Annotated in this window: 15 protein-coding genes; 14 read left to right on the top strand and 1 reads right to left on the bottom strand. The window is 37.3% G+C overall.

Annotation, left to right across the window (positions count from 1 at the left end):
• Positions 1–463: 463 nt before the first annotated feature.
• The 9 genes from ABE048_RS08520 (at position 464) to ABE048_RS08480 (ending at position 14,622) form a co-directional block, all read left to right on the top strand.
• A complete protein-coding gene (locus ABE048_RS08520) occupies positions 464–2,614 on the top strand; it encodes a heterodisulfide reductase-related iron-sulfur binding cluster (protein ID WP_430310581.1) in 2,151 nt (716 codons plus the stop codon).
• A gap of 201 nt (positions 2,615–2,815) precedes the next feature.
• Positions 2,816–4,024: an acetyl-CoA C-acetyltransferase gene (locus ABE048_RS08515; protein ID WP_430310579.1), complete on the top strand. Its 1,209-nt coding sequence runs from the start codon at positions 2,816–2,818 to the stop codon at positions 4,022–4,024.
• Positions 4,021–4,872, top strand: a complete 852-nt coding sequence (locus ABE048_RS08510) for a 3-hydroxybutyryl-CoA dehydrogenase (RefSeq protein ID WP_430310578.1) — start codon at positions 4,021–4,023, stop codon at positions 4,870–4,872. Before ABE048_RS08515 ends, ABE048_RS08510 begins: the two co-directional genes overlap by 4 nt.
• 90 nt (positions 4,873–4,962) lie before the next feature.
• Complete coding sequence (locus ABE048_RS08505) at positions 4,963–6,093, top strand: acyl-CoA dehydrogenase (RefSeq protein WP_430310577.1); 1,131 nt, start codon at positions 4,963–4,965, stop codon at positions 6,091–6,093.
• A gap of 440 nt (positions 6,094–6,533) precedes the next feature.
• On the top strand, positions 6,534–7,670 hold the full coding sequence (locus ABE048_RS08500; RefSeq protein WP_430310576.1) for an acyl-CoA dehydrogenase: 1,137 nt from the start codon (positions 6,534–6,536) through the stop codon (positions 7,668–7,670).
• A gap of 3 nt (positions 7,671–7,673) precedes the next feature.
• Positions 7,674–8,300, top strand: a complete 627-nt coding sequence (locus tag ABE048_RS08495; protein WP_430310574.1) for a TetR/AcrR family transcriptional regulator — start codon at positions 7,674–7,676, stop codon at positions 8,298–8,300.
• Positions 8,301–8,411: 111 nt separating this feature from the next.
• The gene (gene icmF, locus ABE048_RS08490) at positions 8,412–11,660 is read left to right on the top strand and encodes a fused isobutyryl-CoA mutase/GTPase IcmF (RefSeq protein ID WP_430310572.1); all 3,249 of its coding nucleotides are present in this window, start codon (positions 8,412–8,414) and stop codon (positions 11,658–11,660) included.
• A gap of 631 nt (positions 11,661–12,291) precedes the next feature.
• Positions 12,292–12,864, top strand: a complete 573-nt coding sequence (gene rpoE, locus ABE048_RS08485; RefSeq protein WP_430310570.1) for a DNA-directed RNA polymerase subunit delta — start codon at positions 12,292–12,294, stop codon at positions 12,862–12,864.
• Positions 12,865–13,029: 165 nt separating this feature from the next.
• Entirely contained in the window at positions 13,030–14,622 is a 1,593-nt protein-coding gene (locus tag ABE048_RS08480) for a CTP synthase (protein ID WP_430310568.1), read from the top strand.
• 191 nt (positions 14,623–14,813) lie between these two features.
• On the opposite strand, the gene ABE048_RS08475 is transcribed toward ABE048_RS08480, so the two are convergent.
• The gene (locus ABE048_RS08475; protein WP_430310566.1) at positions 14,814–15,332 is read right to left on the bottom strand and encodes a DUF2529 family protein; all 519 of its coding nucleotides are present in this window, start codon (positions 15,330–15,332) and stop codon (positions 14,814–14,816) included.
• Between the two features lie 144 nt (positions 15,333–15,476).
• Between ABE048_RS08475 and ABE048_RS08470 the strand changes: the two genes are divergently transcribed.
• From ABE048_RS08470 to glpX, 5 genes are all read left to right on the top strand, one after another.
• Positions 15,477–15,836, top strand: coding sequence for a response regulator (locus ABE048_RS08470; RefSeq protein ID WP_430310565.1), 360 nt, complete (start codon positions 15,477–15,479; stop codon positions 15,834–15,836).
• Between the two features lie 94 nt (positions 15,837–15,930).
• On the top strand, positions 15,931–16,785 hold the full coding sequence (locus tag ABE048_RS08465) for a class II fructose-bisphosphate aldolase (protein ID WP_430310564.1): 855 nt from the start codon (positions 15,931–15,933) through the stop codon (positions 16,783–16,785).
• 89 nt (positions 16,786–16,874) lie between these two features.
• Positions 16,875–17,522, top strand: coding sequence for a fructose-6-phosphate aldolase (gene fsa, locus ABE048_RS08460; protein ID WP_430310562.1), 648 nt, complete (start codon positions 16,875–16,877; stop codon positions 17,520–17,522).
• A 14-nt stretch (positions 17,523–17,536) separates the two neighbouring features.
• Positions 17,537–18,829 carry a UDP-N-acetylglucosamine 1-carboxyvinyltransferase gene (locus tag ABE048_RS08455; protein WP_430310561.1) on the top strand — a complete coding sequence of 431 codons (1,293 nt, stop codon included), beginning with the start codon at positions 17,537–17,539 and terminating at the stop codon, positions 18,827–18,829.
• 93 nt (positions 18,830–18,922) lie between these two features.
• Entirely contained in the window at positions 18,923–19,891 is a 969-nt protein-coding gene (gene glpX / locus ABE048_RS08450) for a class II fructose-bisphosphatase (protein ID WP_430310559.1), read from the top strand.
• Positions 19,892–19,916 lie beyond the last annotated feature (25 nt).

Genomic DNA, 19,916 nt, shown 5'->3' with positions numbered 1-19,916 from the left:
CGGAGCTAATTCCACTTCATCTAATAACAGATATATACTATAAATATTTGTATTTAAACACTTTTTCAGTACCTACGTAAGGAGGCTTCCCTGCTTGTCCGAGGAAAGGGAACAGTTCCAACCCAGCCCTGATAATCATTGAAATCTTATTATGAAAATTATCTTATTTCATCCTCCGGCATCTTACACCTTTTAAATTAATCTATATGAATAACCTAGTTTTATGAAAAATAACATAGTATATTTATCTCTAAATATGATAGAATATTTAATTAACTTAGAGAATATTAATTAAGTGAGAAATAATAATATTTTTAGAGAAATTATTATAGAAATACATTGAAATATGATTGACTGAATGCTCATTCATATTTTACAATTAGTTAAAACAATTTATTTTCTCGAAATCTATTATTTGGTAAAAACAATTAATGCATATGAAGCAACTTAGGGGGGAAGGAAAATGAATCCACTATTAATCATCAATTGGATTTTATTTTTAGCTGTAGTCGCATATGGTTTAGGGCTATTCACGTACTTAGTGAAGACACGCTATCAATTCATCAAAATGGGGAAAAAAGTTGAATTTGATAACGATGTTAAAGCCAGATTACAGAAAATTTGGGTGTATGTTTTTGGACAAAAGAAATTATTAAAGGATAAAAAGAGTGGGGCCATCCATGTAATGTTTTTCTATGGCTTCATTTTAGTACAACTAGGTGCCATTGATTTTATTTGGAAAGGCTTAAAACCTGGTTCACATTTACCACTTGGGCCACTATATCCATATTTCACATTCTTCCAAGAAATTGTGACGCTCGTGATTTTAGTTGCAGTGGTTTGGGCATTTTATCGCCGTTATATAGAAAAACTAGTTCGACTAAAACGAGGCTTAAAATCAGGTCTTGTACTAATCTTCATTGGTGGATTAATGGTTTCTGTACTTGTAGGTAATGGTATGGGCATGATCTGGCATGGAGAGGAAGCAACTTGGTCAGAGCCAGTTGCATCTGTAATTGGAACGGTATTTGGATTCCTTCCACCTGCTGCTGCAGTAGCTGTGTTCTTTATCATGTGGTGGATTCATTTAGTCATTCTATTAACATTTTTAGTGTATGTTCCACAATCTAAGCATGCACATTTAATCGCTGGTCCTGCAAACGTTTACTTTAATCGTTTAACACCAGTTGGGAAGTTAACACCGATTGATTTCGAAGCATTAGAAAAAGAAGATGAAGGTTCAGATGAAGAAGAAATGCCGTCCTTTGGGGTAGGGAAAATACAGGACTTCACTCAACTTCAATTAATTGATCTCTATTCTTGCGTAGAATGCGGACGCTGTACAAATATGTGTCCTGCAAGCGGTACAGGCAAAATGCTTTCACCAATGGACTTAATCACCAAACTACGTGACCATTTAACATTTACAGGTGCCGTGCAAACACATCAACAACCATGGGTGCCGAAAATGATGTTCAAAAACACACAAGGCAATCAGCTTGCTATTGCTGCAGGTGCAGAAGGTGCAACAATCGAGGATGTCTATAGCCCTTCATTAATCGGAGATGTCATTACAGAAGAGGAAATCTGGGCTTGTACAACTTGCCGTAACTGTGAAGATCAATGCCCTGTAATGAATGAACATGTAGACAAAATTATCGACCTTCGCCGTTATTTAACAATGACCGAAGGACGTGTAAATCCAGATGCGCAGCGTGCAATGACGAATATCGAACGACAAGGAAATCCATGGGGTATCAATCGAAAAGAAAAAGAAAACTGGAGAGATGCACGCCCTGATGTGTATATTCCTACAGTGAAAGAAGCTTCAAAAGCTGGTGAAGAAATTGAATATCTATTCTGGGTAGGCTCTATGGGATCTTTCGATAATCGTTCGCAAAAAATTGCCTTATCATTTGCTCACTTGATGAATGAAGCAGGCGTAAAATTTGCGATTCTAGGTAATAAAGAAAAGAACTCAGGTGATACACCACGACGTTTAGGAAATGAATTTTTGTTCCAAGAACTTGCTGAAGCAAATATTAAAGAATTTGAAAAAGCAGAAATCACAAAAATCATAACAATTGATCCACATGCATATAATATTTTCAAAAATGAATATAGTGATTTTGGGTGGAGTGGAGAAGTGTATCACCATACAGAATTATTATATGAACTAGTACAACAAGGCCGTTTAAAACCTCAGTTTGAAGTGAATGAGACGATTACATTCCATGATTCTTGTTACTTAGGTCGTTACAACGATGTGTATGATGCACCACGTGAAATATTAAAATCAATTCCAGGTGTCAAACTCGTAGAAATGGAACGCAACCGTGATACGGCTATGTGCTGTGGCGCAGGTGGCGGGTTAATGTGGATGGAAGAACATGTTGGTAATCGAATCAATGTAGCACGTACAGAGCAAGCATTAGCAGTGAATCCTACAATTATTTCTTCTGGCTGTCCTTATTGCTTAACGATGCTATCAGATGGTACAAAAGCAAAAGAGGTAGAAGAGCAAGTTGGCACATATGATATTGCTGAATTACTAGAAAAATCCGTATGTGGTGAGGTTCAAGTTTCTCAGGAGCCGTTAGAAGAAACAGTGTAATAAGCAGAAAAAAATAACGTATTGCATAAAATAATAAAATTTTATACAATATTTACAAGTGAAAAAGAGAGAGCAAGAGCCCTCTCTTTTTTTCTAAAATTTAATTGAGCGAGCGTTCAGTCAATGTGTGAAATCGAGCACTCGTTTTCTTTACTCAATCTGTGTAAGCGTATCCAATGATAAATAAAAGGGGTGTCCAACTTGCAAAAAGCGGTAATTATTGATGGAGCACGAACAGCCTTCGGAAAACTTGGCGGTAAACTTAGTACTTTATCTGCCAGTGACTTAGGCGGTGTAGCAATAAAAGAAGCATTAAAGCGTTCCAATATTGGAACAGAGCAAGTAGATGAAGTCATCATGGGAACGGTATTACAAGCAGGGCAAGGTCAAATTCCTTCGCGACAAGCGGCTACAAAAGCCGGAATTCCTTACTCTGTAAAAACAGAAACGATTAACAAAGTTTGTGCATCAGGTTTACGCAGTGTAACACTTGCAGATCAACTAATTAGATTAGGTGAGGAACAAGTAATTGTAGCTGGTGGAATGGAATCAATGTCAAATGCACCGTATTATTTACCAAAAGGTCGATTTGGGTTGCGCATGGGAGACGCAACACTCGTTGATGGTATGGTTTATGACGGTCTTTCATGTGCTTTTCACCCACAAAATGTACATATGGGCACATATGGAGACGAGACAGCAGAGAAATTCGAACTTTCTAGAGAAACGCAAGATGAATGGGCACTACGCAGCCATCAAAAGGCAACTTCAGCAATTGATGTAGGGAAATTTGCTGAAGAGATTGTAGCAGTGTCAATTCCTCAAAGAAAAGGTGACGACATCATCATTGATACAGATGAAGCACCACGTAGAGACACATCACTAGAAGTTCTTACTAAGTTAAAATCAGCATTTAGCAAGGATGGAACGATTACAGCCGGTAATGCTCCAGGAGTAAATGATGGTGCATGTGCAGTTGTTGTTACAAGTGAACAATATGCTGATGACCATCAGTTATCACCACTTGCTTACATCGTTGGTCATGCGGAAGTTGGTGTAGAACCGAATGATTTTCCGCAAACACCAGGTCTCGTTATCAACAAAATTTTAGAAAAGACAGGTAAAAAATTAGAGGATATTGATTTGTTTGAAATCAATGAAGCCTTTGCAGCAGTAGCACTCGCAAGTAGCAAAATTGCTGAACTTGACACTGAAAAGGTCAATGTCAATGGTGGAGCTGTAGCATTAGGTCATCCAATAGGCGCATCAGGAGCAAGAATTATTTTAACGTTAGCATATGAGTTAAAACGTCGAGGCGGAGGACTAGGAATTGCAGCTATTTGTTCAGGTGGTGGTCAAGGGGATGCCATCATGATTGAAGTCCCAACACAAAAGGGAGTGGAGAAATGACAATTCAAAAAGTAATGGTAATTGGTGCAGGTCAAATGGGATCGGGGATTGCCCAAGTTTGTGCTCAAGCAGGTTTAGACGTAAAACTTAATGACATTAGTGAAGAATCCTTTGCAAAAGGTATTCAAACTATTGCCAAAAATCTTTCTAGAAATGTTGTAAAAGGCCGTATGACGGAAGACGAAAAAGATGCTGTTTTAGAAAGAATCACCAAATCGTTATCTCTTAGTGATGTAAACGATGTGGAGTTAGTGATAGAAGCGGCTGTTGAAAACATGGAAATCAAGCAATCTATTTTTAAACAGCTAGATGAAATCGCACCAAAGCATACGATTTTAGCTTCCAATACATCATCACTACCAATTACAGAAATTGCAGCAGTAACAAATCGTCCAGAACAAGTAATCGGCATGCATTTCATGAATCCAGTGCCAGTAATGAAGCTTGTTGAAATCATTCGAGGCTTAGCGACTTCTGATGAAGTGTACAACATGATTGAAGAACTAACGGAAAAACTCGAAAAGGTACCAGTGGAAGTAAATGATTTCCCTGGATTTGTTGCGAATCGAGTTTTAATGCCAATGATTAATGAAGCAATCTATACACTTTATGAAGGTGTAGCAACAAAAGAAGCAATCGATGAAGTGATGAAACTTGGCATGAACCATCCAATGGGACCATTAACTTTAGCAGACTTCATCGGCCTCGATACGTGTCTGTACATTATGGAAACGTTATATGAAGGTTTTGGCGATAGCAAATATCGTCCTTGCCCGTTATTACGAAAATACGTTAAGGCTGGCTGGCTAGGGAAGAAAACTGGACGTGGGTTCTATACTTACGAATAAAATCGAAAGTTGAATTAGCAATAAAGTGAACCTTCACTCAAGAAGTGGGATGTTAATGCCCGTTAATGCGGGATAAAGGGGAGATTCATCATGAATTTACAGTTCACGGAAGAACAATTAATGATGCGCAATATGGTTCGGGATTTTGCAAAAGATGTTATTGCACCACAAGTCCAATACATGGAAAATGGGGATTTTCCACGTGATATTCTAGCGAAGATGGGAGAGCTAGGGCTTATGGGCATTACAGCACCAGCAAAATATGGCGGTTCTGAGATGGATTTCACATCTTATATTATCGCTATAAACGAACTATCAAAGGTAAGTGCAGTTATCGGGGTGATTTTGTCTGTGCATACATCGGTCGGAACAAATCCAATTCTCTATTTCGGCAATGAGGATCAAAAAAAACGTTATGTTCCAAAACTTGCTTCTGGAGAATATTTAGGTGCATTTTGCTTAACAGAACCATCGTCAGGATCTGATGCAGGATCTTTGAAAACGAGAGCAGTAAAGGTTGGAGATCATTACGAACTGAATGGTTCCAAAGTGTTTATTACGAATGGTGGAGAGGCAGATGTTTATATCGTATTTGCCTCTACTAATCCATCAAATGGAGCGAATGGAATTTCAGCATTTATCGTTGACAAAGATACACCAGGTTTAATTGTTGGCAAAAATGAAAAGAAAATGGGGCTTCATGGTTCGAGAACGGTACAGCTTACATTCGAGCAAATGAAAGTCCCAGCTGAAAATTTACTAGGTGCAGAAGGGGAAGGATTTAAAATCGCTATGGCGAATTTAGATGTCGGACGCATCGGTATTGCTGCGCAAAGCTTGGGGATTGCAGAAGCAGCTTTAGATGAAGCAACAAGATATGCAGCTGAACGTAAACAATTTGGTAAACCAATTGCAGCAAATCAAGGAATTTCATTTAAATTAGCAGACATGGCAACAGAAATTGAAGCAGCTAAATTGCTTGTTTTTAAAGCAGCAAATTTAAGAGCAATGGGAAAACCTTGCCGAAAGGAAGCATCAATGGCAAAGCTTTTTGCTTCCAAAACAGCTGTTAATGTTACAACAGAAGCCATTCAAATATTTGGTGGGTATGGTTATACCGAAGACTATCCAGTAGAACGTTACTTCCGCGATGCAAAAGTAACAGAAATCTACGAGGGTACAAGTGAGATTCAGAGAATGGTGATATCGAGATGTTTATAAAACGGCTATGTTAGATAATGTTGATTTTTTGAAATTCATAATACTTGTTATAGGGGACGACCTTTACAAAGAGTCCGAGTGCAAAAAGTAAAAAAAGCTGAATTTTTATGATAAAAATCTTGTGTGGCTATCTTATTTGAAGTGGAATTAGCGGAGACTCCTGTGGGAAAACGGACTAGACGAGACCCCGCAGCGCAGCGAGGAGGCTCGTCAGTTCGCCCACGGAAAGCGGAGCTAATTCCACTTCATGCAATAGCGGATATATACAATAGATGAGTTACCACATTTTTTCAGTAGCCTCAAGCGTCTGGTTGTAGCAAAAATAGTAAAATATCAACATTATAGTAAAACAAAGCTTAGAAAATAAAGGGGTATTTTCATAAAACAAGGCCATGTTAAAGTACTACATGCCTAAATATAAAACAAAGGGGATATTAGGGATGAACTTTACACTATCTGAAGAACATGAAATGATTCGAAAAATGGTAAGAGACTTTGCTGAAAATGAAGTAGCACCAACAGCTGGAGAACGTGATGAAAATGAAACATTCGATCGTGCAATTTTCGACCAAATGGCAGAGTTAGGATTAACGGGGATTCCTTGGCCAGAAGAATACGGTGGTATCGGTTCAGATTACTTAGCTTACGTTATTGCAGTGGAAGAATTATCACGTGTTTGTGCATCTACAGGTGTAACACTTTCTGCACATACTTCACTTGCGGGATGGCCAGTTTACAAATTTGGTACGGAAGAGCAAAAACAAAAATATTTACGTCCGATGGCTGAAGGGAAGAAAATCGGTGCTTATGGTTTAACAGAACCAGGATCAGGTTCTGATGCTGGCGGTATGAAAACAACAGCAAAACTAGATGGTGATCATTATGTTTTAAATGGTTCTAAAATCTTTATCACAAACGGTGGGATTGCAGATATTTATGTTGTTTTTGCAGTAACAGATCCTGAATCTAAAAATGGTACTTCAGCATTTATAGTAGAAGCAGATTTTGAGGGTTTCTCTGTAGGGAAAAAAGAAAAGAAAATGGGGATTCGTTCATCACCTACAACAGAAATCATTTTTGATAACTGCCGTGTTCCAAAAGAAAACTTACTTGGAGCAGAAGGGGATGGCTTCAAGATTGCAATGAAAACATTAGACGGTGGACGTAATGGCATTGCAGCTCAAGCTGTTGGTATCGCTCAAGGTGCAGTAGATGCTGCAGTAGCTTACTCAAAAGAACGCGTACAATTCGGTAAACCGATTTCTGCCAACCAAGGTATATCGTTTAAATTAGCGGATATGGCAACTTCTACAGAAGCTTCAAGACTTTTAACTTATCAAGCTGCATGGTTAGAATCAAATAATCTTCCATACGGCAAACAATCTGCAATGGCTAAATTAATGGCTGGAGATACGGCAATGAAAGTAACAACTGAAGCAGTTCAAGTTTTTGGCGGTTACGGTTATACAAAAGATTATCCAGTAGAACGTTTCATGCGTGATGCGAAAATTACTCAAATTTACGAGGGTACTCAAGAAATTCAACGTCTCGTGATCTCTCGTATATTATTAAAATAATAGATGGCAAAAGAACATAAAAGACAGGTTCTCACATCTATCAAAGATGAAAGTTTAATAGAAAAAAGAAGAACAGAAGTAATCCAAGCTGCGGTTCGTCTTTTTAAAGAAAAAGGCTTTCATCGAACGACGACAAGGGAAATCGCCAAAACAGCTGGCTTCAGTATAGGTACACTCTACGAATATATTCGTACCAAAGAAGACATTCTCTATCTTGTATGTGACAATATTTATCTAGAAGTTCAAAAAAGATTAGGACCTATTGAACAACAAGAAGCTACAATTGAAGGGTTGATTGCGGCTATAAATCAGTATTATTTACTCGTAGATGATATGCAAGACGAAATGCTTGTCATGTATCAAGAGTCGAAATCATTGCCAAAAGATGCTCTTGAATATGTATTGTCTAAAGAAATTGAGATGGTTGGACTTTTTGAGAGTATATTAGTAGGCTGTGTGAATTCTAGTGAGCTAGAGATGCCTAAAAAAGAAATTAAACTACTTGCCCACCAAATCGTCCTTCAAGGTCAGGCATGGGCCTTTCGCAGATGGGCATGGCGCAAGAATTTTAAAATAGAAGACTATTCCAAAATGCAAACAAAGATATTATTGAATGGTATTCAAATATAAAGGATTACGGATGCAAGGAAGAAAACACAAACAGCAATGTGATTGTCGTTTTTTACCTTGCATTTTTTATACCTGGAGAAATGTTCAATTAAAATAAGGGGGACTCATTAAATGACAAAGGTGGAAGTTTATAAACCGCAACATCATGTTCGTTTTGTGACAGCATCAAGCCTTTTTGATGGTCATGATGCATCCATTAATATTATGCGCCGTATTTTACAATCTAGCGGTGTTGAAGTCATACATTTAGGACACAATCGTTCTGTGGAGGAAGTTGTTAACGCTGCTATTCAAGAAGATGCACAAGGAATAGCTATTTCTTCTTATCAAGGCGGCCATATGGAATATTTTAAATATATGCACGATCTTCTAAATGAAAAAAGAGCACCACATATCGGTATTTTCGGCGGAGGCGGTGGAGTAATTCTACCGAAGGAAATTAAAGAGCTACAAGATTATGGAGTAAAAAATCTATTCTCACCTGAAGATGGCTTAGCACTAGGGTTACAAGGCATGATTAATAGTATGATTGAAAAAAGTGACTATTCAACGGTAAAAAATGACCTAATTGATAAATTAAATCAACTTCATACAGAAAACCCGGAAGTGCTTGCACAGCTTATAACAGCAGTTGAGGAAGGAGAACAAGATGGAATTGGCGAGCTGTTACAAACAGCAAGAGAAATATCTAAACAGACACCTGTATTAGGCATTACAGGTACAGGCGGAGCAGGGAAAAGTTCATTAACTGATGAATTAATTCGCCGTTTCTTACATGAATTTCCAGATAAGAAAATCGCCATTATCTCCATTGATCCAACAAAACAGAAAACGGGAGGAGCACTCCTTGGGGACCGAATTCGTATGAATGCAATCTTCAATAATCGCGTTTATATGCGTAGTTTAGCAACACGCAATTCACATACAGAATTATCCGCTGCACTTGGAGATGTTTTAGATATTGTAAAAGTTGCAGGATTTGATTTAATCGTGGTTGAAACGAGTGGAATTGGGCAAGGTGATGCTGCGATTACAAGCATTTCTGATTTATCAATGTATGTGATGACAAGCGAATTTGGTGCTCCAACACAATTAGAGAAAATCGATATGATTGATTTCGCGGATTTAATCGTCATCAACAAATTCGAAAGAAAAGGTTCAGAAGATGCATTACGTCAAGTGCAAAAACAGTATCAACGTAGCCGTGAATTATGGGATCAGGACATTGATACCATGCCTGTTTATGGCACGATCGCAAGCCAATTCAATGACAAAGGAACAAACTCCCTATTTGCGGCATTGATTCAAATTATTAATAAAAAATGTGGCTATGATTGGCAAACATCCTATGAACAATTTGTAAAAACACAAAAGCAAAATGTTATCATCCCAAATGATCGTCACTACTATTTACGAGAAATTTCAGAAACAGTGCGAGGATATCATAAAAAATCAGAGCAACAAGTAGAACTAGCAAGAAAACTATTCCAATTAGAAGGCTCACTTCAGATGGTACAAGAGAAATCACCAGAAGATGCGCTTGTACAATCATTGAAGCAACTTATTGAGGGTGTAAAAGATCAGCTAACAACACAATCGAAACAAATCTTGGAAAATTGGAAGACTTTAAAGGAAAGTTACAGTGGAGACGAACTCGTAACAAAAGTTCGAGATAAAGAGATTCGTACGTTATTAACAACTACAAGCTTATCAGGTTTGAAAATACCAAAAGTCGTACTACCAAAATTCGTGGACTATGGTGAAATTCTACGTTGGGTTTATGCAGAAAATGTTCCTGGATCATTTCCATATACTGCAGGTGTGTTCCCATTCAAACGACAAGGTGAAGATCCTAAACGTCAATTTGCTGGGGAAGGTACGCCGGAACGGACAAATCGTCGCTTCCATTATTTATCAAAAGATGACGATGCAAAACGTTTATCAACAGCATTTGATTCTGTAACATTATATGGGGAAGATCCAGACGAGCGACCAGATATTTATGGCAAAGTAGGTGAATCAGGTGTTAGCATTTGTACCCTAGAAGATATGAAAAAACTCTATGCAGGATTTGACTTATGCGCACCATCAACATCTGTATCTATGACAATTAATGGACCTGCTCCAATTATTTTAGCTATGTTCATGAATACGGCAATCGATCAACAAGTGCAGTTACGTGAACAAGAACTTGGCCGTACTTTAACAGTCGAAGAATTTTCTGAAACAAGAGCAAAAACATTAAACGTTGTTCGCGGTACAGTGCAAGCGGATATTTTAAAAGAAGACCAAGGACAAAATACATGTATCTTTTCAACTGAATTTGCACTACGTATGATGGGAGATATTCAACAATATTTTATTGATGAAAAAGTTCGCAATTATTATTCAGTATCAATTTCTGGCTATCATATTGCAGAAGCGGGTGCTAACCCAATTTCACAGCTCGCTTTCACATTAGCAAATGGCTTTACGTATGTAGAATACTATTTAAGTCGTGGGATGAATATTGATGATTTTGCTCCGAATCTTTCATTCTTCTTCTCAAATGGACTTGATCCGGAATATAGTGTAATTGGTCGGGTGGCTCGCCGAATTTGGGCAGTTACGATGCGCGATTTATATGGAGCAAATGAACGTAGCCAAAAATTAAAATATCATATCCAAACATCTGGAAGAAGCTTGCATGCTCAAGAAATTGACTTCAACGATATTCGCACAACATTGCAAGCGTTGATGGCATTGCATGATAACTGTAACTCACTGCATACAAACGCTTATGATGAAGCGATTACAACGCCAACAGAAGAATCGGTGCGCCGTGCGATGGCGATTCAAATGATTATTACAAAAGAACATGGTTTAACAAAAAATGAAAACCCATTACAAGGATCGTTTATTATTGAAGATTTAACAGAGCTTGTGGAAGAAGCCGTACTTGCTGAGTTTGATCGAATGAACGATAGAGGTGGCGTACTCGGTGCCATGGAAACTCAATACCAACGAGGCAAAATTCAAGAAGAATCCATGTACTATGAATCATTAAAGCATTCAGGAAAACTACCGATTATTGGGGTCAATACTTATTTGAATCCAAATCCACCATCTCAAGAAGCAATCAACAGTATGGAAATCGCAAGAGCATCAATAGAAGAAAAAGACGCTCAAATCCAAAATTTGCGTAGTTTCCAACAACAAAATGCAGAAGAATCTAAAATAGCATTACAAAAACTAAAAGAAACAGCTAAACAAGGTGGCAACATTTTCGAAGAACTAATGCAAACCGTAAAAGTAGCCAGTCTGGGCCAAATTACCAACGCATTATACGAAGTTGGTGGTCAATATAGACGGAATATGTAACGAAATGGGGTTAGCTGCAGCAATTACTACGTAGTTTAAAAAAGAAGCTGAGTAGTGCAAGGAAGTATCTAAGTAGTTCCAATAAATAGCAACAATCAATGACGAAATCTTTGACTAGATTAGTCTAAATCAGTCCATAATAAAACGTAATATGTATAAAAAGAATCAAAGTTTAGATCAAAAAGAAAAAACTTCCATTCCTTCAATTAGTCATAAATCAGTTTAAATTGTACTTCCACTTTACGAATAAGCAATTGAGGAGTATGCTTATTCAACAGAGGAAATTCAAAAAAAATAGAAGCTTTTCAATTAATTGATATAACTACGAAGTGTCTAGTCAATAGATTAGGCCTTCTTTTTGACTTTATTAAGTAAAAATGATTAGACTATTCTGAAGGAGTGACGGTACAGTGAAAATCGTGATGCATTTCATGATTATTATATTGTGCTTTGTACTAACTTACTATATATATGATAAGCAATTAGGAGCTATTTCATTCCTTCTTCTCGCAATATATTTGTTTAGTTATGGTTTCTATCGTTTGCGAATCGAAAAAAAGAAGAATTGATTGTAGCGAAAATTAAGTATAATTGTTTATAATGGATATTATGTTTATGAAGAAGAAAGGACGTGCACGAATTGAACCTTCGTGATTTAAATCAAGAACAATTAACAGAAGAATCATTAATCAACTTAACGTATGCTATCTTAGAAGAAAAACACCAACCATTGGTATTTGCTGAAATTCTGCAAGCGATTACTGATCTAGGCGCTCGCACTCCAGAAGAAATAAAAGCAGCATCTATCCAATTCTATACAGATATCAACATTGATGGTCGTTTCATCGTATTAGGCGAAAATCGCTGGGGAATCCGTGAATGGTATGCAATCGATCAAGTTGAAGAAGAAACAGCACCAACTGTTAAAATTCGTAAGAAAAAATCTAAAGCTGTTGATGAAGAAGATCTTGAAGATCTTGATGAAGATGAAATCGAATTTGATGAAGACTTCGATGAATTTGTACATGATAATGAAGATGATGAAGAAGTCGAAGATGAAGAAGACTTTGATTCTGCTGATATCGAAGGAATCGAAGATGAAGATTTAGATGAAGACATTGATATCGAGGATGAAGATTTTGATATTGATGAAGAAGAAGAAGAACTAGATGATGATGAATTAGAAGACAAAGAAAAAGAATAACATCTTGACAACTTAGGTAATATCATATACCCTTTTACTTGGGCTCCTTAAAAAAGGAGATTGACCGTATAAATTATACGCTCCCCCTGCAATTTATTGCGGGAGGAGCGTTTTTGTATTTTTTATAAGTGTTTTAGAAACACTACCATCAAGGAGGAATTTGCATTGACCAAATATATTTTTGTAACTGGCGGCGTAGTTTCATCACTAGGCAAAGGTATTACAGCAGCATCACTAGGACGTTTATTGAAAAACCGAGGTTTAGACGTAACAATCCAAAAATTTGACCCATATATCAATATTGACCCAGGAACAATGAGCCCATATCAACATGGGGAAGTATTCGTAACGGATGATGGTGCTGAAACAGACCTAGACCTTGGTCACTATGAACGTTTTATCGACATCAACTTAGGTAAACATTCAACTGTTACTTCAGGTAAAGTATACTCAACTGTTTTGAAAAAAGAACGTCGTGGTGACTACAATGGTGGGACTGTACAAGTAATTCCACACATCACAAACGAAATTAAAGATCGTATTCAACGCGCTGGTCGTGAAACTAATGCTGATATCGTTATCACTGAAGTTGGTGGTACAGTTGGTGATATCGAATCATTACCATTCCTTGAAGCAATCCGCCAAATGAAACGTGATTTAGGAAATGAAAACGTACTTTATTTACACTGTACACTAATTCCTTATATTGCAGCAGCAGGTGAGTTAAAAACAAAACCAACTCAACACTCTGTAAAAGAATTACGCTCTCTAGGTATCCAACCAAACATTCTTGTTGTGCGTACAGATCGCCCAGTACCTCAAGAAATGAAAGAAAAATTAGCATTATTCTGCGACGTTAAACCACATGAAGTAATTGAATGTGTAGATGCAGATCATTTATATGAAATTCCTTTAGCTCTACAATCTCAAGATTTAGATGATATCGTACTTGATCACTTTGGCATTAAAGCTCCAGAAGCTGATATGGAAGATTGGAAAGTACTTGTAAATAAAGTGAAAAACCTTAAAAAATCAACAAAAATTGCTCTTGTTGGTAAATATGTAGAATTGCAAGACGCTTACATTTCTGTTGTTGAAGCACTTAAACATGCAGGTTATGCGTTTGACACTGATATTGAAGTAAATGCAATTAATGCAGAACATGTAACGCCTGAAAATGTAAAAGAATTACTTCAAGATGCTGATGGTATTCTAGTACCAGGTGGTTTCGGTGATCGTGGTGTTGAAGGGAAAATTCTTGCTACTCAATATGCTCGCGAAAACAACGTACCATTCTTAGGTATTTGTCTTGGTATGCAACTTGCAACGATTGAATTTGCACGTAACGTACTTGGACTTGAAGGTGCGCATTCTACAGAATTAAATCCAGATACAAAATACCCAATCATCGACTTACTTCCAGAACAAAAAGACGTCGAAGATCTAGGTGGTACACTTCGTCTTGGTTTATATCCATGTAAATTAAAAGACAATTCTATTGCAGCAAAAATTTATGATGATGAATTAGTCTATGAACGTCACCGTCATCGTTATGAATTTAATAACGAATACCGTGAAGCAATGGAAGCAGAAGGACTAGTCTTCTCAGGTACTTCACCAGACGGTCGTTTAGTTGAAATTATTGAATTACCAGAGAATAAATTCTTCGTGGCATCTCAATTCCACCCAGAATTCACTTCTCGTCCAAATCGCCCACAACCATTATTCCGTGATTTCATCGGTGCATCAGTGAAATAATCAATTTTGATACCTAGCCAGACTCTTTCAATAAGAGTCTGGCTTTTAACTATTGCTACAAACTAAAACCTTACTACTCTAAAGTCGAGAGTTGGAAAAAACACTTTCGTTATGTGATAAAAAGCAAAAGGAGAATAAAGCCGAATATCAGCTTTATTCTCCTTCTTAAAAAATAAATGAATACTCTAGGTTTATAATCCTGCTAGCATTTCATCATAAGACATTTTGATTGCTTCATAGATAAATAATGCTGTCATCGTATGTGGTAAAACAATGCGTTCACCTAATTCATTTGGTAACAATCCTTTTTTAATGTCCATGGAAATATATGTGTATGACAAGTTAGCCATTTCGCCAGCATCTTCTTCTTTTTCATTTGCGACAACTGCAAACGGGATAAAAGCATCATATAGCTTACGAGCTAAAGCTAAAGCGTTTGGATGATTTGTATTACGAGTGAAAATACAAACACGATCTATATCAGTTATTTCCACATCTTTCGTCCAAGGAAGTAATTTTTTGAAAGGCTCAGCCGCATGTAACGCGTTTATTTCAATTGCTTGTAATTCATCAAAACAAGCAAAGTAAACAACGCCTTCAAAGGCACCAGCTTGAGCTAATAAGCGTGCAGATTCTTCAATTGCTTCTTCTTGATTAGTAGCAACTCGTTGAAGTAATCCGGCAACTTGAGTAGATAACATTTTTAACATTCTATTCACCTCATGACATTCATTATAGAGTTGGGTGATTTTAATTGCAAAAATAGAAAATGTATATTTTTGAAAATTTATGCAGGAGAATAAATAGTATGCACGAATACTATATATGGATGGCACAATAAGGAGTAGAGTAAAGTGAAAAAAATATTAATCGTCGATGATCAACAAGGTATACGACTACTGCTAAATGAAGTCTTTAAAAATGATGGCTATGAAACGTTTCTAGCGTCAAATGGAGCAGAGGCTATTCAATATATAGAAAACACGAAATTAGATTGTGTTTTACTAGATATGAAGATTCCAGGAATGAATGGATTAGAAATTTTAAAACATATTAAAAACTTGTTCGCATCACTACCAGTTGTAATGATGACAGGTCATAGTGATATGGATATAATTTGCAATGCAAAAGAACTTGGAGCAAACCACTTTTTTACAAAGCCGTTTGATATTTTTGAAGTAAAGGATACGATTAACAAATTGTTGAAAGAATAAGTATAGACGGTGGTCAATGCTTATTCTTTTTGTTATTATGATAGTGTTATTATTCAATTTAGTACTATGCTACATCCTAAAGGAGGATTTACTAATGGCTTTGGTTTCAATGAAAGAAATGTTAATTACAGCAAGAGAAAATGGATATGCTGTTGGTCAATTCAATATCAATAACCTTGAATGGACTCAAGCGATTCTACAAGCAGCAGAAGAAGAAAAATCACCAGTAATTCTTGGTGTATCTGAAGGTGCTGGCAAATATATGGGCGGCTTTGTAGCTGTAGTCCAAATGGTTAAAGGACTAATGGAAAGCTACAAAACAACTGTACCAGTAGCAATCCACTTAGATCACGGTTCTAGCTTCGAAAAATGTAAAGAAGCAGTAGATGCAGGTTTCACATCTGTAATGATTGATGCTTCTCATCATCCGTTCGAAGAAAACATTGAAATCACTTCAAAAGTTGTTGAGTATGCGCATGCACATGGCGTATCAGTTGAAGCAGAACTTGGTACAGTAGGCGGAGATGAAGATGGCGTTATTGGTGGTATCATGTATGCCGATCCAGAGGAATGCCGTAAAATGGTTGAAGCAACTTCAATTGATTGCTTAGCACCAGCACTTGGCTCAGTTCATGGCCCATACCACGGTGAACCAAACTTAGGCTTCAAAGAAATGGAAGAAATCTCAGGACTAGCTGGGCTTCCATTAGTACTACATGGTGGTACTGGTATCCCTACAAAAGATATTCAACGTTCTATTTCTTTAGGAACTGCGAAAATTAATGTAAATACTGAAAATCAAATCGCTGCTACAAAAGTGATTCGTGAATTCTTGGACAATGATAAACAAACTTACGATCCACGTAAATTCTTAGGACCTGCTCGTGAAGCGATTAAAGCAACTGTTATTGGCAAAATGCGCGAATTTGGTAGCTCTCAACAAGCTTAAGCATATATTTTAGTAGAGAGAAATAGGAGAAGATATCGGTCATGGAATCGAATCTTCTCCATTTTTCCATCATTCAGGAGGAATATAAATTGAAATTTTTTATCGATACAGCAAATTTTGAAGAAATTAAAGAAGCACATTCATGGGGGATTATCTCTGGTGTTACAACAAACCCATCTTTAGTAGCGAAAGAAAAAAACGTTTCATTCCATGATCGTTTAAAAGAAATTGCTGACTTAGTAGATGGCTCAGTTAGCGGGGAAGTAATTTCATTAGATGCTGAAGGTATGATTAAAGAAGGTCACGAACTAGCTAAAATTGCACCAAACATCACAGTTAAATTACCAATGACACCAGCAGGTTTGACAGCATGTTCAACTCTTTCTAAAGAAGGAATCAAAACAAACGTTACATTAATCTTCAGTGCAAACCAAGCTTTACTTGCTGCACGTGCAGGTGCAACTTATGTTTCTCCATTCTTAGGTCGTTTAGATGATATCGGTCAAGATGGTACTGAATTAGTACGTGAAATTGCTGAAATCTTTGCAATTCATGAGCTTCCGACTCAAATTATTGCTGCTTCTATCCGTCATCCACAACACATCACAGAAGCTGCTCTTGCAGGCGCACACATTGCAACTACACCATTTAAAGTATTAAAACAATTATTCAGTCATCCTTTGACAGATAAAGGAATTGAAGGATTTATGAATGACTGGGCAAATAAAGATAAATAATTAAGGAGATTCCCATGGACGTATATAAAATTACAGGAGAAAAACATTTAAAAGGTACCATTAAAGTTAGTGGTGCTAAAAATAGTGCAGTTGCTTTAATTCCAGCTTCTATTTTGGCTAATTCTCCTGTAACGATTGAAGGATTACCAGAAATTTTAGATGTTTGGACATTGAAAGCTTTACTTGAAGAAATTGGCGGAGAAGTTGAATTTAAAGACGGTCAAATGGTAATAGATCCTAGTCCAATGATTGATATGCCATTACCAAATGGCAATGTCAAAAAACTACGTGCTTCTTATTACTTGATGGGTGCTATGCTTGGCCGCTTCAAAAAAGCCGTAATTGGTTTACCAGGTGGGTGCCATTTAGGACCACGCCCAATTGACCAACATATTAAAGGTTTTGAAGCTTTAGGTGCACAAGTTACAAATGAACACGGTGCCATTTATTTACGTGCAGAAGAACTACACGGTGCAAAAATTTACTTAGATGTAAGTAGTGTAGGTGCTACGATTAACATTATGCTTGCAGCAGTGTTAGCAAAAGGCAAGACAGTTATTGAAAATGCTGCAAAGGAACCTGAAATTATTGATGTTGCCACATTATTAACAAATATGGGTGCCAAGATCAAAGGTGCTGGTACAAATGTTATTCGTATCGAAGGTGTAGAAGAACTACATGGTACAAACCATACCATCATTCCAGACCGTATTGAAGCAGGGACATATATGATTATGGCTGCTGCAGTAGGGGATGGTGTAATCATCGATAATGTAATCCCACTACATTTAGAAGCAGTGACTGCTAAATTACGTGAGATGGGCGTCAAAGTAATTGAAGAAGAAGAGCGTATTATCATTCCGAAAACAGAAGCGCTAAAATCAGTCGATATTAAAACGCTTGTATACCCAGGATTCCCAACTGATCTACAACAACCTTTTACTGTTCTATTAACACAAGCGAATGGTTCTTCTATTGTTACAGATACAATCTATTCGGCTCGTTTCAAACATATTGATGAAATTATCAGAATGAATGCAAATGCAAAAGTAGAAGGGCGTTCTGCCATTATAACTGGACCTAGTAAGTTAGAGGCTGCTACAGTTACTGCTACAGATTTGCGTGCAGGGGCTGCTTTAATTATTGCAGGATTACTTGCTAAAGGTGAAACGGAAATTCATGATATCTACCACGTCGAACGCGGATATAGCGATATTATTGCTAAACTGCAGGATTTAGGTGCAGATATCCAAAAAGAAACAATTGAACCGGATTCCAAAAGTAGTGTGATAAATAGATCAAACTGAAAAAAATCCGCACGCTAAGTTCTGTGTGCTATAATAGGTTTAGTTTGAAACGATTCCAGTCAAAAGACAGGAAAACGGGAGGAACAGTAAAAGATGAAACGCAGTTTATCAATGGAAGTAGTACGTGTAACAGAAGCGGCAGCAATCGCCTCAGCAAGATGGATGGGCCGTGGGTTAAAAATGGAGGCTGACGACGCAGCAACTACAGCAATGCGCGAAGTATTCGATTCAATTCCAATGGACGCAGTCGTTGTAATTGGCGAAGGAGAAATGGACGAAGCACCTATGCTTTATATCGGTGAAAAGTTGGGCTCTGATCCAAATGGTCCTCAAGTAGACATTGCAGTTGATCCACTAGAAGGTACAAACATCGTAGCAGCAGGTAGTGGTAATGCACTAACAGTATTAGCTATCGCTGACCGCGGTAACTTACTCCATGCACCTGATATGTATATGGAAAAAATCGCAGTTGGTCCAGAAGCAGCAGGTAAAATCGATATTAATGCATCTGTTATTGACAACTTACGAGCAGTAGCAGAAGCCAAACATAAAAATATCGAAGACGTAGTAGCTACTTTACTAAATCGTGAACGTCACCAACCAATCGTTGATCAAATTCGTGCAGCTGGTGCGCGTATTAAATTTATCTCAGATGGTGATGTAGCAGCAGCAATTAACACTGCATTTGATGAAACAGGTGTTGATATTCTATTTGGTACAGGTGGTGCACCAGAGGGTGTAATTGCAGCTGTAGCATTAAAATGTCTTGGAGGAGAATTCCAAGGTAAACTTGTTCCTTCAAATGATGAAGAAATTGAACGTTGCCATAAAATGGGCATCGAAGTCAATAAAGTGTTGAAAATGGATGATCTAGTGAAAGGTGATGACGCAATCTTCGCTGCAACTGGAGTAACAGACGGTGAACTATTGAAAGGTGTCCAATTTAAAGGTGGGCACTGCACAACAGAATCAGTCGTAATGCGTGCAAAATCAGGAACTGTTCGTTTTATCGAAGGCAGACATAGTTTAACTAAAAAACCAAAACTATTTATGCAAGACTAAACTTCAATTTTACTTGCCCGGCATT

The organism is Rummeliibacillus pycnus (assembly GCF_050459865.1).
Lineage (GTDB): Bacteria > Bacillota > Bacilli > Bacillales_A > Planococcaceae > Rummeliibacillus > Rummeliibacillus pycnus_B.
The sequence above is the reverse complement of the archived record's forward strand: the minus strand, read 5'-3'. Positions and strand labels throughout refer to the sequence as shown.

Excerpts from the sequence above, each read along its gene's own strand:
- ABE048_RS08520 (WP_430310581.1), top strand. The coding sequence starts at position 464 with ATGAATCCACTATTAATCATCAATTGGATTTTATTTTTAGCTGTAGTC.
- ABE048_RS08510 (WP_430310578.1), top strand. The coding sequence starts at position 4,021 with ATGACAATTCAAAAAGTAATGGTAATTGGTGCAGGTCAAATGGGATCG.
- ABE048_RS08505 (WP_430310577.1), top strand. The coding sequence starts at position 4,963 with ATGAATTTACAGTTCACGGAAGAACAATTAATGATGCGCAATATGGTT.
- ABE048_RS08500 (WP_430310576.1), top strand. The coding sequence starts at position 6,534 with ATGAACTTTACACTATCTGAAGAACATGAAATGATTCGAAAAATGGTA.
- ABE048_RS08495 (WP_430310574.1), top strand. The coding sequence starts at position 7,674 with ATGGCAAAAGAACATAAAAGACAGGTTCTCACATCTATCAAAGATGAA.
- icmF (WP_430310572.1), top strand. The coding sequence starts at position 8,412 with ATGACAAAGGTGGAAGTTTATAAACCGCAACATCATGTTCGTTTTGTG.
- ABE048_RS08475 (WP_430310566.1), bottom strand. The coding sequence starts at position 15,332 with ATGTTAAAAATGTTATCTACTCAAGTTGCCGGATTACTTCAACGAGTT.
- ABE048_RS08465 (WP_430310564.1), top strand. The coding sequence starts at position 15,931 with ATGGCTTTGGTTTCAATGAAAGAAATGTTAATTACAGCAAGAGAAAAT.
- ABE048_RS08455 (WP_430310561.1), top strand. The coding sequence starts at position 17,537 with ATGGACGTATATAAAATTACAGGAGAAAAACATTTAAAAGGTACCATT.
- glpX (WP_430310559.1), top strand. The coding sequence starts at position 18,923 with ATGAAACGCAGTTTATCAATGGAAGTAGTACGTGTAACAGAAGCGGCA.